Below are 13,127 nucleotides of genomic sequence, written 5' to 3' on the forward strand. Positions count from 1 at the left end.
GCGTCACCTCTCCTTCTGCAGTACGGACAGCGCGGCGATCAGCTCGGCCTGTGGTTCGGGGGTCACTTCGAGCGCCTCCAGCGGGGCGAGCCGGCGGTTGCGTTCGGCGCGCAGCACCTGGTCGAGGTGGTCGCCGACCAGTTCCCCGCCCCGGTCGCGCAGTCGCAGGGCGGCCTGTGCGCCGATCCGTTCGGCGAGCTTCTCCCCCGCGGGCCGGGCCCGCTTGCCGCCGAGGAGGGCGGCGGCGAGCAGGGCGGCGACGCCGCCGGCGTCGGGTGCCGGCTGCTTGTCGAGCTTGGCCACCTCCTCCTCGGCGAGCTCCTCCAGGACCCGCCGCCACCGGCGTACGGCCATGCCGATGCGTTCGCCGGCCTCCCGGTCGGGTGCGGGCAGCGGGACGGCGCCGGCGGCCGGCTCGCGGCGCCAGGCTTCGGCGATCCGCTCGTCGGCGGCGGCGACGGCGCACTGGAGGAGCGCGGCGAGGGATTCGGCGAGCGAGTCCAGCAGTTCTTCGGCGGTCGTGTCGAGGGGGTAGCCGCGCCACCGGGTCAGTGCGTCCCCGGCCAGTACGGCGCCGTGGTCGAGGCGGCCCCGGACCCGCTTGCCCTCCCGTTTGTACGCGTCCTCGACGGCCGAGGTCAGCCGTACGGCGGCGGCGTGCTGGGCGGCGACGGCGGAGGCGAGCTCCGGCATCCGGCGCCCGAGGGAGTCCAGCGCGCCGAGCGCGGTGCGCCCGACGGCGTACTGCCGGGCGGCCGGGTCCTGCGCGTGGTGGGCGAGCCAGGCGAAGAGCGGGGCGACGGCACTGGCCGGAAGCAGCCCGCCCCCGCCCGCGGACTCGGGCAGTTCGGGCACGGTGAAGCGCGGTACGTCGCCCAGCCCGGCCTTGGTGAGCAGGGCCCCGTACTGCCGTGAGACCTCGGCGAGCACCTGGTGCGGGACCCGGTCGAGGACGGTGATGAGGGTGGCCCTGTACTGCTTGGCGGTGCGCAGCAGGTGCCAGGGGACGGCGTCGGCGTACCGCGATGCGGTGGTGACCATCACCCAGACGTCGGCGGCGCAGATGAGTTCGGCGGCGAGGGTGCGGTTCTCGACGACGAGGGAGTCGATGTCGGGGGCGTCGAGGATGGCCAGCCCGCGGGGCAGGCTGGAGACGGTTTCGATCCGCATCTCGCGGGTCGCGTGGGTGCCCGCGGACCCCCGGTCGCGGGCCCGGGACTTGGCGGCGGGGGGCGTCTCCTCCTCCTCGTGCGGCACCCAGACCCGCATCAGGTCGGGGAGTACGCGCATTCCGGCGAACCAGTGGTGGTCATCCGGATGGCAGACGAGCACCGGTGTGCGCGTGGTCGGTCGCAGCACCCCGGCTTCGCTGACCTGCCGGCCGACGAGGGAGTTGACGAGGGTGGACTTGCCGGCCCCGGTGGACCCGCCGACGACGGCGAGCATCGGCGCCTCCGGCGCCTTCAGCCGGGGTACGAGGTAGTCGTCGAGCTGCGCGAGCAGCTCGGCTCTGGTCTGGCGGGCGCGCGGAGCGCCGGGCAGGGGCAGCGGCAGACGCACGGACGCGACCCGGTCGCGCAGGGCGGACAGGGCATCGAGCAGCTGAGGCCGAACATCCAAGGTCACCACATGCGAAGAATGCCCAATTTGGGACCATTTTTGAAGCTTATACGTCCTCTGCGCGCCGACCGCGACTCCAGTGGGACATTCTGGGCACGACGGACGAGTGGGGCGCAGGCATAACGAGTGCACAACACCAGGGGCGACGCGGCGCAAAAGCGATGCGAGAATCGCACCTGCCTGCGATTATCGGGACCGCTTCACCGAACCTCCACATCGTGGCCCGCGAGTGAAGCAACCGGGACAAGGCAACCGGAGCCCTATCCTTGACCCGGCACGGACCTCAGCCCCACCCCCACCGGGGGCTCCAGGCCCACCAAGGCCACCTTCCGGCCCCCGTAGCTCAGTGGATAGAGCAGGTGCCTTCTAAGCACTTGGCCGCAGGTTCGAGTCCTGCCGGGGGCACTCTTCACGTCCCACCTCAAGCCCTCCCCCCGGGGAGGGCTTTCGTGCGTACGGGGACGCGGGCGTACGGGGGCAACGGACGCGCCCGGGCGCGACGACGGCCCGCCGGGGGCGCGGCGGGCCGTTCGTGCGGGTGCGGGTCAGCCCTCGGTGCCGAGGCCCGGGCCCGCCATGCCGGCGGCGAGGGTGGTGCCGTCCGAGGGCTCGATCAGCAGGAACGAGCCCGTCAGGCGCGAGGCGCTGTACGGGTCCAGGGCCAGGGGCTCGGCCGTGCGCAGCAGGACCCGGCCGATGTCGTTGGCCACGAGCCGGCCCGGGTTCGGCTGCCGGGTCAGGTCCTGCAGGTCCAGCCGGGACTCGATGTCCCGTACGACGGCCTGCACCGTGCGGGTGGTGTGCTTGAGCAGGACGCGGGCGCCGATGGTCAGGGGCCGGTCCGCCACGTGGCAGACGGTGGCCTCCACGTCCCGGGTGGTGTCCGGGGCGCTCGCGGAGGGGGCGATCAGGTCGCCCCGGGAGATGTCGACGTCGTCCTCCAGCAGCAGCGTCACCGACTGCGGGGCGCGTGCGGCGTCGGCGCGCTCCCCCAGGACGTCGATGCCGCGGATGGTGCTGGTCAGCCCGGACGGCAGGATGGTGACCTGCTCGCCCACGCTGAGCGTGCCCGCCGCCAACTGGCCCGCGTAGCCGCGGTAGTCGGGGTGCTCGGCGGTCTGCGGACGGATCACGTACTGCACCGGGAAGCGGGCGGGCGCCTCGGCGGCGTCCCGGCCGACCGGGACGGTCTCCAGGTGTTCCAGCACCGTCGGGCCCACGTACCAGTCCATGTTGGCGGACGGGTCCACCACGTTGTCGCCGTTCAGGGCGGAGATCGGGACGGGGGTGACCGCCGGGATGCCGAGGGAGGCCGCGTACGTGGCGAACTCGTCGGCGATGGCGGCGTAGGCGGCCTCGTCGTAACCCACCAGGTCCATCTTGTTGACGGCCAGGACCACCTGCGGGACGCGCAGGAGGGCCGCGACGGCCGCGTGCCGGCGGGTCTGCTCCACCACCCCGTTGCGGGCGTCGACCAGGATGATCGCGAGCTCGGCCGTGGAGGCTCCGGTGACCATGTTGCGGGTGTACTGCACGTGCCCGGGGGTGTCGGCGAGGATGAACCGGCGCCGGGCGGTGGCGAAGTAGCGGTAGGCCACGTCGATGGTGATGCCCTGCTCCCGCTCGGCCCGCAGGCCGTCGGTGAGCAGCGCCAGGTCGGGTGTGTCCTGGCCGCGCTGGGCGGAGACGGCCTCCACGGCCTCCAGCTGGTCGGTCAGGATCGACTTGGAGTCGTGCAGCAGCCGGCCCACCAGGGTGGACTTGCCGTCGTCGACGGAACCGGCGGTGGCCAGGCGCAGGGTGTCGATGGCGACGGCGGCGTCCTCGAGTACCGGTGCCGGGGAGTCCAGGATTGTCATTAGAAGTACCCTTCGCGCTTGCGGTCTTCCATCGCGGCCTCGGACATCTTGTCGTCGGCGCGGGTCGCGCCCCGCTCGGTGAGCCGGGAGGCGGCGATCTCGGCGATCACGGCGTCGAGCGTGGTGGCGTCGGAGTCCACCGCGCCGGTGCAGGACATGTCGCCGACGGTGCGGTAGCGGATGAGCCGCTTCTCGGGCGTCTCGCCCTCCTTCGGACCGCCCCACTCGCCGGCCGTCAGCCACATCCCGTTGCGCAGGAACACCTCGCGCTCGTGGGCGAAGTAGATCTCCGGCAGCTCGATCTCCTCGCGGGCGATGTACTGCCAGACGTCCAACTCGGTCCAGTTGGAGAGCGGGAAGACCCGCACGTGCTCGCCGGGGGCGTGGCGGCCGTTGTAGAGCTGCCACAGCTCGGGGCGCTGACGGCGGGGGTCCCACTGGGAGAACTCGTCGCGCAGGGAGAAGACGCGCTCCTTGGCGCGGGCCTTCTCCTCGTCGCGCCGCCCGCCGCCGAAGACCGCGTCGAACCTCAGGCTCTGGATCGCCTCCGTCAGCGGGACGGTCTGGAGCGGGTTGCGGGTGCCGTCCGGGCGCTCGTGCAGCCGGCCGTTGTCGATGTACTCCTGGACGGAGGCCACGTGCAGCCGCAGTCCGCACCGGGCCACCGCGCGGTCGCGGTAGTCCAGCACCTCGGGGAAGTTGTGGCCGGTGTCCACGTGGAGGAGGACGAAGGGCACCGGCGCCGGGGCGAACGCCTTGCGGGCGAGGTGCAGCATGACGATGGAGTCCTTGCCGCCGGAGAAGAGGATCACCGGCTTCTCGAACTCCCCCGCCACCTCACGGAAGATGTGCACGGCCTCGGACTCGAGGACGTCCAGGTGCGTCAGCGGCGCGAGCCGGACGGCGGTGGTCACAGCAGTCCCCTTTCGGACAGCAGCGCCCATACCGCGTCCGCGGATTCCTGGCTGCTCTGTTGGTGGGTTTCCAGCCGCAGGTCCGGCCGGGCCGGCTGCTCGTACGGGTCGTCGACCCCGGTCAGTCCGGAGATCTCGCCGGCGGCCTGCTTGGCGTACAGGCCCTTCACGTCGCGCTCCGAGCACACCTCGACCGGGGTGGCCACGTGGATCTCCAGGTAGGCGGTGCCGCGGTCGGCGTGCCGCTTGCGGACGGCCTCGCGGCTGTCCTCGTACGGGGCGATCACCGGGACCAGCGTGACGACCCCGTTGGCCGAGAGCACGTCGGCGACCAGGCCGATGCGCTGGACGTTGGTGTTGCGGTCCTCTCGCGAGTAGCCGAGGCCGGCCGAGAGGAACCGGCGGATCTCGTCCCCGTCGAGTATCTCCACCCGGCGGCCGGCGGCGCGCAGCCGCTCGGCGAGGAGCCCGGCGATGGTGCTCTTGCCGGAGCTGGGCAGGCCGGTCAGCCATACGGTCGCACCGCAGGTGCAGCTGGGGCAGGGCGGGGCCGCCGGCTCGGCGGGCGGACTCTCCTGAGTCAGTGTCATGGTCAATCTCCTGACGGGCTCGGCCTGGTTCTCAGGCCCGGGTCCCTGCGGGAACGGACGCGGTCGCGGGGGTGGCGGACGCGGATGCGGTCGCGGATGCGGTCGCGGATGCGGTCGCGGCGGGCCGGGGGGCGCGGTGGCGGCTCCGGTCGGCCCGGCGGAGCGGGGTGCGGCTGACCTGCTTGGCCGCCTCCTCCTCGATGTGGACGGCCAGCCCGGCCACGGTGGGGTGCTGGAAGAAGGCGCCGAGGCGGACCTCGGTGGAGCAGGCGTCGCCGATGCGGGCGGCGACGCGGGTGGCGAGCAGCGAGTGGCCGCCCAGGTCGAAGAAGTTGTCGAGGGCGCCGACCCGGGCCACGCCGAGCACGTCCGACCAGACCGTGGCGATGGCCCGCTCGGTCGGGGTGCGCGGGGCGACGTAGACCGTGGTGGCGGCCTCGCGTCCGGTGCTGGGGGCGGGCAGGGCCTTGCGGTCCAGCTTGCCGTTGGCGCTCAGCGGCCAGGCGTCCAGGACGAGGAAGTGCCGCGGGATCATGGACTCGGGGAGCATGGCGTGCAGGTGGGCACGGAGCTCGGGGACCAGGGCACTGCGCCAGACCGCCTCGAGCGGGTCGTTGGAGTAGACGCCCCAGCCCCGGTCGGGCGCGCTCATCGCGAGTTCGCGCACGGGGCGCAGGGCGCGGGCGGCCGACCGGGTGATCAGTACGTCGAGACGGCCGGGCCGCTCGGGGTGCAGGGCGGGGACCACCTGGTAGCCCAGTTCGCCCACCCGCTCGGCCAGTTCGTGCGGGTCGAGGGTGGCGTCCGGGCCGCCGTCGGCGGGCAGGTCGGCCGCGAGCCGGGCGTCGGTGACCGCGGAGATCAGAGCGCTGTCGGGCTGCTCGGCGCGCAGTCGTTCGACCAGTTCGGCGACCGGTGCGACCGGCCACTCCTCCAGCGGCTTGCCCTCGTCGGTGGCCGGCTCGGCCCCGGCGAGGTGCAGGACGGCGTCGTAGCGGTACTTGACCAGCTCGTTGCGGTGGCCGCCGCGCTTCGAGAGCAGGGAGACGCCCGCGATCTCGGGCCGGTCGCCGGCCAGTGCGGTGAAGAAGCCGGGGTCGATGACGAGTTCGGCGTCGCGGGCGACGCGGTCCGCCACGGCCCGGTCGAACTCCGGGCCCTCGGAGGGACCTTCGGCATCGGCGCGTTCGAGGGAGGCGTGGAAGGTTTCCAGCAGGGCCTGGTTGCGTACGTCGCCGACGATCACGGCGCCGCCGGGGCGGACCACGCGCAGGGCCTTGGTGAGGACCTCGGCCAGGTAGTCGGCGTTCGGGAAGTACTGGGCCACGGAGTTGATCAGCACGATGTCGAAGCTGTCGTCGGCGACCCCGTCGAAGTCCTCGGCGGAGCGCTGGAGCAGCTCGACCCGGCCCGCCCCCTCGGGCAGCAGCGGCAGCTTGGCCTCCAGGTCGCGGATGGCCACCTCGGAGACGTCGATGCCGCAGTAGTACTCGGCGTGCGCGGCGATCGGGAACATCAGCAGACCCGTGCCGCAGCCGATCTCCAGGACCCGCCGGTGGGGCAGGGCCAGGACCCGGCCGACGATGGAGTCGACCCAGGAGCGCATCTCGTCGGCGCCGAGCGGCTCGCCGGTGTAGGAGCTGATCCAGCCGGAGATGTCGAAGGTGGGATCGGCGGTCTGCTGTTCCCCGGCCTGGTAGATCTGGTCGAAGACCTCGCTCCACCGGTCCACCTGGGCCTCGTCCCCGCCGACGCTGCGGGCGGCGCCTGCCGCCTTGGTGAGGTAGGCGACGAGCTGGGGGGTGCCGTCGGCGTCGGGTACGGCGGTGACCAGGGCCTGGTCCACGGTCGGGTGTTCGACGAGGGCGGTCTCGATCTCGGCGGGCTCGATGCGCTGGCCGCGGATCTTGATCTGGTGGTCGAGGCGGCCGAGGTACTCGACGGTGCCGTCGGCCCGCCAGCGGACCAGGTCGCCGGTGCGGTAGAGCCGGCCGCCCGCGGAGAACGGGTCGGGCACGAACCGGTCGGCCGTCAGCCCCGGACGCCGGTGATAACCGCGCGCCAGCGGGACACCGCCGATGCACAGCTCACCCGGCACACCCACCGGCTGGACCCGCATGGCCGCGTCCAGGACGTGGATCCGCGCGCCGGTGATCGGGGCGCCGATCGGCACCCGGCGGGCCGGTACGGGGCTGGTCACGTGGTGGGCGGTGACGTCGATGGAGGCCTCGGTGGGCCCGTACAGGTTGTGCAGTTCGGCGTGCGGGAACAGCCGGTGGAAGGTGGCGCAGACCTCGGCGGTGAGCTCCTCGCCGCTGCACACGACGCGGCGCAGCTCGGGCAGTCGCACGCCCGCCGGGGCCGCCGCGTCCTTGGCCGCCTCAGCGGTGTCCAGGAACACCTTGAGCATGGACGGGACGAAGTGGGTGGTGGTGACGGAGGCCGCGGCGGCGGCCCGGGCCAGGTAGCCGGGGTCCCGCTGGCCGCCCGGGTCGGCCATGACGATGCGGGCGCCGGTCAGCAGGGCCCAGGTGAGCTCCCAGACGGACACGTCGAACCCGATGGGGGTCTTGTGCAGGACCCGGTCGGTGTGGTCGAGGCGGTAGCGGTCCTGCATCCACAGCAGCCGGTTGGTGATGGCGTGGTGGGAGTTGGCGGCGCCCTTGGGGCGGCCGGTGGAGCCCGAGGTGTAGAGCACGTAGGCCGGGTTCTGCGGGTGGAGGGGGACCGCGGGACGGGTCGCGGGAAGCCCGGCGAGGTCCTCGACGAGGTCCTCGACCCGCACCACCTCCACATCCTCCGCCCCGGCCAGCACGGCATCCGCACCCGCCGAGGTCAGCACCACGACCGGACGACCGTCCTCCACCAGATAACGCACCCGCTCCGCCGGATACGACGGATCCAGCGGCAGATACGCCGCCCCCGCCTTCAGCACACCCAACAGCGCCGGCACCAGATCCGGCCCACGCTCCAGGCACACACCCACCAAAGACTCGGCACCCACCCCACGCCCACGCAGCCACCACGCCAGACGATTCGCCCGCTCATCCAGCTCCGCATACGTGTACGACCAGGCACCCGCCCCACCGACACCATCACCCGACACCGCAACCTCACCGGGCGACACATCCACCCGGCCCTCGATCAACTCATGCAGCAACGCGGGCGCATACGGCTCCACACCCACACCACTGAAACCGGCCAGCACCTCACGCTGACCCGAACCCACCACATCCAGACTCTCCACCGGCACATCCGGAGCCACCACAGCCGACTCCAGCAACGCCACCACACCCTCGACCAGACGCACCGCCGTCGCCCGGTCGTACAACTCCGACGAAAACTCCAGAGCGCCGGACAGAGTGCCCTCGGCGGTCACCGTGAGCTCCAGCTCCAGGTCGAACTTGGCGGTGCCGGTGTGCAGCGGAACCACCTCGAAGGTGACGCCGGGCAGCCGCACCTCGGGGTAGGGGGTGTTGTGCAGGACGAGCATGTGGTTGACGAAGGGGATCCGGCCCGAGCTGTGCCGGTCGGGGCTGAGTTCCTGGACGATCCGCTCGAAGGGCACGTCCTGGTGCGCGAAGCCGTCCTGGGCGCTCTGCCGGGAGCGGCGCAGCACCTCGCGGAAGGAGGCGCCGCCACCGACGTCCACCCGCAGGGCCAGCGTGTTCACGAAGAACCCGACCAGCGGCTCCAGTTCCGTACGCGTACGGCCCGCGACGGCCGTGCCCACGACCACGTCGCTCTGCCCCGACCAGCGGCCCAGCACCGAGGAGAAGGCGCCGAGCAGGCCCATGAACAGGGTCGCCGACTCCTCCTCGACCAGCCGGGTCAGGCCGGCCACGACCGGCGCCGGGACCTCGATCCGTACGGAGTCGCCCGCGAAGGAGTCCACGGCGGGCCGCGGCCGGTCACCGGGGACCTCCGGGGCGGTGGCCCCGTCCAGCTGCCCGCTCCAGTACGCGAGCTGCTTCTCCAGCCGCTCGCCCGACAGCCACTCGCGCTGCCACACCGCGAAGTCTGCGTACTGCACCGGCAGTTCGGGAAGGTCCGCGCTGCGGCCCGACACGGTGGCGGCGTAGATCGCGCCGAGTTCCTCGACGAGGACGCCCAGCGACCAGCCGTCGACCACGATGTGGTGCATGCACAGGACCAGGACGTGCTCGGAAGGGTCGACGGCGATCAGCGAGCCGCGCAGCAGCGGTCCGGTGGACAGGTCGAAGCCGCGGGCGGTCTCGGCGCGCACCCGCTCGCGCACCGCTTCCTCGCCGCGTCCGGCCGCCTCGGTCACCGGCAGGGTGACCGTGACCGTGGCGGCGGGTCGCACGACCTGGTGGACTGAGCCGTCCGCGTCCTCCTGGAAGACGGTGCGCAGCACCTCGTGGCGGGCGACGACCTCACCGAGCGAGCTCTCCAGGGCGGCCACGTCCACGGCTCCGCGCAGCCGTACCAGGCCGACCATGGAGTAGAGGGGGGAGCCCTGCTGCATGCGGTCGAAGAAGTGCAGCCGCTCCTGGGCGAAGGACAGCGGGGCGGGTGCCGAGGGGTCGGGCCGCCGTTCGACGGCCGTCGCCGTGCGGGCCACGCCCTGACGGTCGAGCAGCTGGTCGAGGAGCTTCTGCTGCTCGGCGGAGAAGGAGTCGAGGGCCATGGGGTCGTACCTCCGTGGTCACGTACGAGGTCAATAGGCGCGCGTGCGCGATGGACTGGGGGGGCTCCGGTGCGGCCGGTCAGGCCTGGAGCTGTGCGGCGATCTCGTCCGCCTGCAGCCGGCTGATCTGGAGCACGAGCTCGGCGATCTGATCGGCGTCGTGTCCGCCGGCCGCGCGGGCCGTGTCGCGGACGACGGCGGCGAGCTGGCGGACGGTGGAGATCCCCACGAAGGAGCGCAGCGAGACCTCGACGCGCAGCATCGTGTTGATCCGGGAGACCACCTGGGTGGCGAGCAGCGAGTGCCCGCCGAGGTCGTAGAAGTCGTCCTGGGCGCCGACCCGGTCGACCTTGAGGACGTCGTGCCAGATCCCGGCGAGGACCCCTTCGAGGGCATCGGCGGGCGCCTCGTACGTACGCTCCACGACGAGCCGTTCGCCGGGTGCGGACGGCAGCCTCTTGAGGTCGACCTTCCCGTTGGCGAGCAGCGGGAAGGCCTCCAGGCGGACCAGTACGCCGGGGACCATGGCGGCGGGCAGCCGCTCGGCGAGGAAGGCGCGCAGCGGTCCGGCGGCCAGCGGCTCGGCGTCCAGGTGTGCGGCGCCGGGGCGTTCGGTGAGGTAGGCGACGAGCTGGGGGGTGCCGTCGGCGTCGGGTACGGCGGTGACCAGGGCCTGGTCCACGGTCGGGTGTTCGACGAGGGCGGTCTCGATCTCGGCGGGCTCGATGCGCTGGCCGCGGATCTTGATCTGGTGGTCGAGGCGGCCGAGGTACTCGACGGTGCCGTCGGCCCGCCAGCGGACCAGGTCGCCGGTGCGGTAGAGCCGGCCGCCCGCGGAGAACGGGTCGGGCACGAACCGGTCGGCCGTCAGCCCCGGGCGCCGGTGATAACCGCGCGCCAGCGGGACACCGCCGATGCACAGCTCACCGGGCACACCCACCGGCTGGACCCGCAGAGCGGCGTCGAGGACGTACACGCGGGAGCCGGGGACCGGGCGGCCGATGGAGGTCCGGCCGGGCGGTACGGGGGCGGTGACCTGGTGGGTGGTGGCGTCGATGGTGGTCTCGGTGGGCCCGTACATGTTGTTCAGGCGGGCTCCGGGGAGCTGGCGCAGGAACTCGGCGGCCAGGTCGGGCGAGAGCTCCTCACCGCCGCACAGCATCAGCCGCAGGTCCGCCGCGCGGGCGGAGAGCCCGCCGTGGTCGAGGAGGGCGCGGAGCATGGACGGCACCACGTCGCAGCAGGTGATCCGGGACCGCTCGCACAGGTCGAGCAGGTAGCCGGGGTCGCGGTGGCCGCCGGGGGCCGCCATCACGATCCGCCCGCCGGTCAGCAGCGGGACGAAGCACTCCCACAGGTGCGGGTCGAAGCCGAGCGGCGACTTGTGCACGACGCGGTCGCCGGGGTGGAAGCCGTACTGGTCGACCATGCCGCGCAGCCGGTTGGTGACGGCGTGGTGGTGCAGCAGGGCGCCCTTGGGGCGGCCGGTGGAGCCCGAGGTGTACAGGGCGCACAGGGGGTTCTGCGGGTGGAGGGGGACCGCGGGACGGGTCGCGGGAAGCCCGGCGAGGTCCTCGGTGAGGTCCTCGACCCGCACCACCTCCACATCCTCCGCCCCGGCCAGCACGGCATCCGCACCCGCCGAGGTCAGCACCACGACCGGACGACCGTCCTCCACCAGATAACGCACCCGCTCCGCCGGATACGACGGATCCAGCGGCAGATACGCCGCCCCCGCCTTCAGCACACCCAACAGCGCCGGCACCAGATCCGGCCCACGCTCCAGGCACACACCCACCAAAGACTCGGCACCCACCCCACGCCCACGCAGCCACCACGCCAGACGATTCGCCCGCTCATCCAGCTCCGCATACGTGTACGACCAGGCACCCGCCCCACCGACACCATCACCCGACACCGCAACCTCACCGGGCGACACATCCACCCGGCCCTCGATCAACTCATGCAGCAACGCGGGCGCATACGGCTCCACACCCACACCACTGAAACCGGCCAGCACCTCACGCTGACCCGAACCCACCACATCCAGACTCTCCACCGGCACATCCGGAGCCACCACAGCCGACTCCAGCAACGCCACCACACCCTCGACCAGACGCACCGCCGTCGCCCGGTCGTACAACTCCGACGAAAACTCCAGAGCACCCGTCAGTCCGCCGTCGGCCTCCGGGACCAGCTCCACGCTGAGGTCCAGCTGGGCGACTTCGCGGGCCAGTTCGACGACCTCCACGCCGAGTCCGCCGAGCGTCGGCGGCCGCATCGGGACGTTGCGCAGCGCGAGCATCACCTGGACCACCGGCGGGCGGCCGCTGCTGCGGTCGACGCCCAGCTCCTGGACGATCCGCTCGAAGGGCACGTCCTGGTGCGCGAAGCCGTCGAGGGAGCTCTGCCGGGAGCGGCGGACCAGCTCGCGGAAGGAGGCGCCGCCACCGACGTCCACGCGCAGGGCCAGGGTGTTCACGAAGAACCCGACCAGCGGCTCCAGTTCCGTACGCGTACGGCCCGCGACGGCCGTGCCCACGACCACGTCGCTCTGCCCGGCCCAGCGGCCCAGCACGGCGGCGAACGCCCCGAGCAGACCCGTGAACAGGGTCGCCGACTCGCCTTCGACCAGCCGGGTGAGGCGGGTGACGAGCTCCGGGGACAGGGTCACCGGCACCGAATCACCGGCGAAGGACTGCTCGGCCGGCCGGGGCCGGTCGCCGGGCACGTCGAGCACGGCGGCGCCGGCCAGCTGCCCGCGCCAGTACGCGAGCTGCTCCTCCAGCCGCTCCCCCGACAGCCACTCGCGCTGCCACACCGCGAAGTCCGCGTACTGCACCGGCAGTTCGGGGAGCCGGGGAGCACGCGCCTGCGCGCAGGCGGCATACATCTCGGCGAGCTCGTCGACGAGGACGCCCAGCGACCAGCCGTCGACCACGATGTGGTGGACGCAGAGCACCAGCGCCCAGTCGTTCTCCGTGCGGCGCAGCAGCGAGGCCCGCACCAGCGGTCCGCGGGCGAGGTCGAAGGGCAGGGACACCTCGGTCCGCACCCGCCCGAAGAGTCCTTCCTCGCCGGTACCGGCGGGCAGCTCGACGACCGGCAGCGGCACCCGGCCGGCAGGCCGGACGATCTGCTGGACGGTGCCGTCGGCGCCTTCGCCGAAGACGGTGCGCAGTACCTCGTGCCGGGCGACGAGCGCGTCGAGCGCGCCCTGGAGGGCGGGTACGTCCACGGCCCCGGTCAGGCGGAGCACGATGGGCAGGACGTACGCGGTGGAGTCGGGCTCGAGGGCGTGGAGGTACCAGAGCCGCTCCTGGCCCGGCGAGGAGGGGAAGGTGTGCTCGGCGCCCTCGGTCCGCGGGCGGCGGGAGACGGCCGGATTCTTCAGGGCCTTGCGGCGGGCCAGTTCGAGCGTGAGCCTGGCCCGCTGCTCGGGGGTGAGCCCGGCCAGGGCATGGGTGAGTGCTGCTTCGGTGGTCATCTGCTG

General features: G+C 72.7%; 6 protein-coding genes and 1 tRNA gene. 1 reads left to right on the forward strand and 6 read right to left on the reverse strand.

What is annotated here, in order from left to right; genetic code table 11:
• Window positions 1-3: 3 nt before the first annotated feature.
• Window positions 4-1,620, reverse strand: a complete 1,617-nt coding sequence (locus OG444_RS14215) for a dynamin family protein (RefSeq protein WP_327262522.1) — start codon at window positions 1,618-1,620, stop codon at window positions 4-6.
• A gap of 332 nt (window positions 1,621-1,952) precedes the next feature.
• On the opposite strand from OG444_RS14215, the gene OG444_RS14220 reads away from it, so the two are divergent.
• A tRNA-Arg gene (locus OG444_RS14220) sits at window positions 1,953-2,025 on the forward strand.
• A 140-nt stretch (window positions 2,026-2,165) separates the two neighbouring features.
• Here OG444_RS14220 and OG444_RS14225 read toward each other — a convergent pair.
• From OG444_RS14225 to OG444_RS14245, 5 genes are all read right to left on the reverse strand, one after another.
• Complete coding sequence (locus OG444_RS14225) at window positions 2,166-3,479, reverse strand: sulfate adenylyltransferase subunit 1 (RefSeq protein WP_327262523.1); 1,314 nt, start codon at window positions 3,477-3,479, stop codon at window positions 2,166-2,168.
• Entirely contained in the window at window positions 3,479-4,423 is a 945-nt protein-coding gene (gene cysD, locus OG444_RS14230; protein WP_405788931.1) for a sulfate adenylyltransferase subunit CysD, read from the reverse strand. The genes OG444_RS14225 and cysD overlap by 1 nt, the downstream gene beginning before the upstream one ends.
• The gene (gene cysC / locus OG444_RS14235) at window positions 4,390-4,983 is read right to left on the reverse strand and encodes an adenylyl-sulfate kinase (RefSeq protein ID WP_327262525.1); all 594 of its coding nucleotides are present in this window, start codon (window positions 4,981-4,983) and stop codon (window positions 4,390-4,392) included. Before cysC ends, cysD begins: the two co-directional genes overlap by 34 nt.
• A gap of 31 nt (window positions 4,984-5,014) precedes the next feature.
• Window positions 5,015-9,634, reverse strand: a complete 4,620-nt coding sequence (locus OG444_RS14240; RefSeq protein WP_327262526.1) for a non-ribosomal peptide synthetase — start codon at window positions 9,632-9,634, stop codon at window positions 5,015-5,017.
• Between the two features lie 79 nt (window positions 9,635-9,713).
• Window positions 9,714-13,121: a non-ribosomal peptide synthetase gene (locus OG444_RS14245; RefSeq protein ID WP_327262527.1), complete on the reverse strand. Its 3,408-nt coding sequence runs from the start codon at window positions 13,119-13,121 to the stop codon at window positions 9,714-9,716.
• Window positions 13,122-13,127: the final 6 nt, after the last annotated feature.

This window comes from Streptomyces sp. NBC_01232 (assembly GCF_035989885.1).
In the GTDB taxonomy this organism is placed as follows: Bacteria; Actinomycetota; Actinomycetes; order Streptomycetales; family Streptomycetaceae; genus Streptomyces.

What these genes read in the sequence shown, in the direction of transcription:
- OG444_RS14245 (WP_327262527.1), bottom strand. Translation starts at nt 13,121, where the DNA reads ATGACCACCGAAGCAGCACTCACCCATGCCCTGGCCGGGCTCACCCCC.
- cysD (WP_405788931.1), bottom strand. Translation starts at nt 4,423, where the DNA reads ATGGGCGCTGCTGTCCGAAAGGGGACTGCTGTGACCACCGCCGTCCGG.
- OG444_RS14225 (WP_327262523.1), bottom strand. Translation starts at nt 3,479, where the DNA reads ATGACAATCCTGGACTCCCCGGCACCGGTACTCGAGGACGCCGCCGTC.
- OG444_RS14240 (WP_327262526.1), bottom strand. Translation starts at nt 9,634, where the DNA reads ATGGCCCTCGACTCCTTCTCCGCCGAGCAGCAGAAGCTCCTCGACCAG.
- cysC (WP_327262525.1), bottom strand. Translation starts at nt 4,983, where the DNA reads ATGACACTGACTCAGGAGAGTCCGCCCGCCGAGCCGGCGGCCCCGCCC.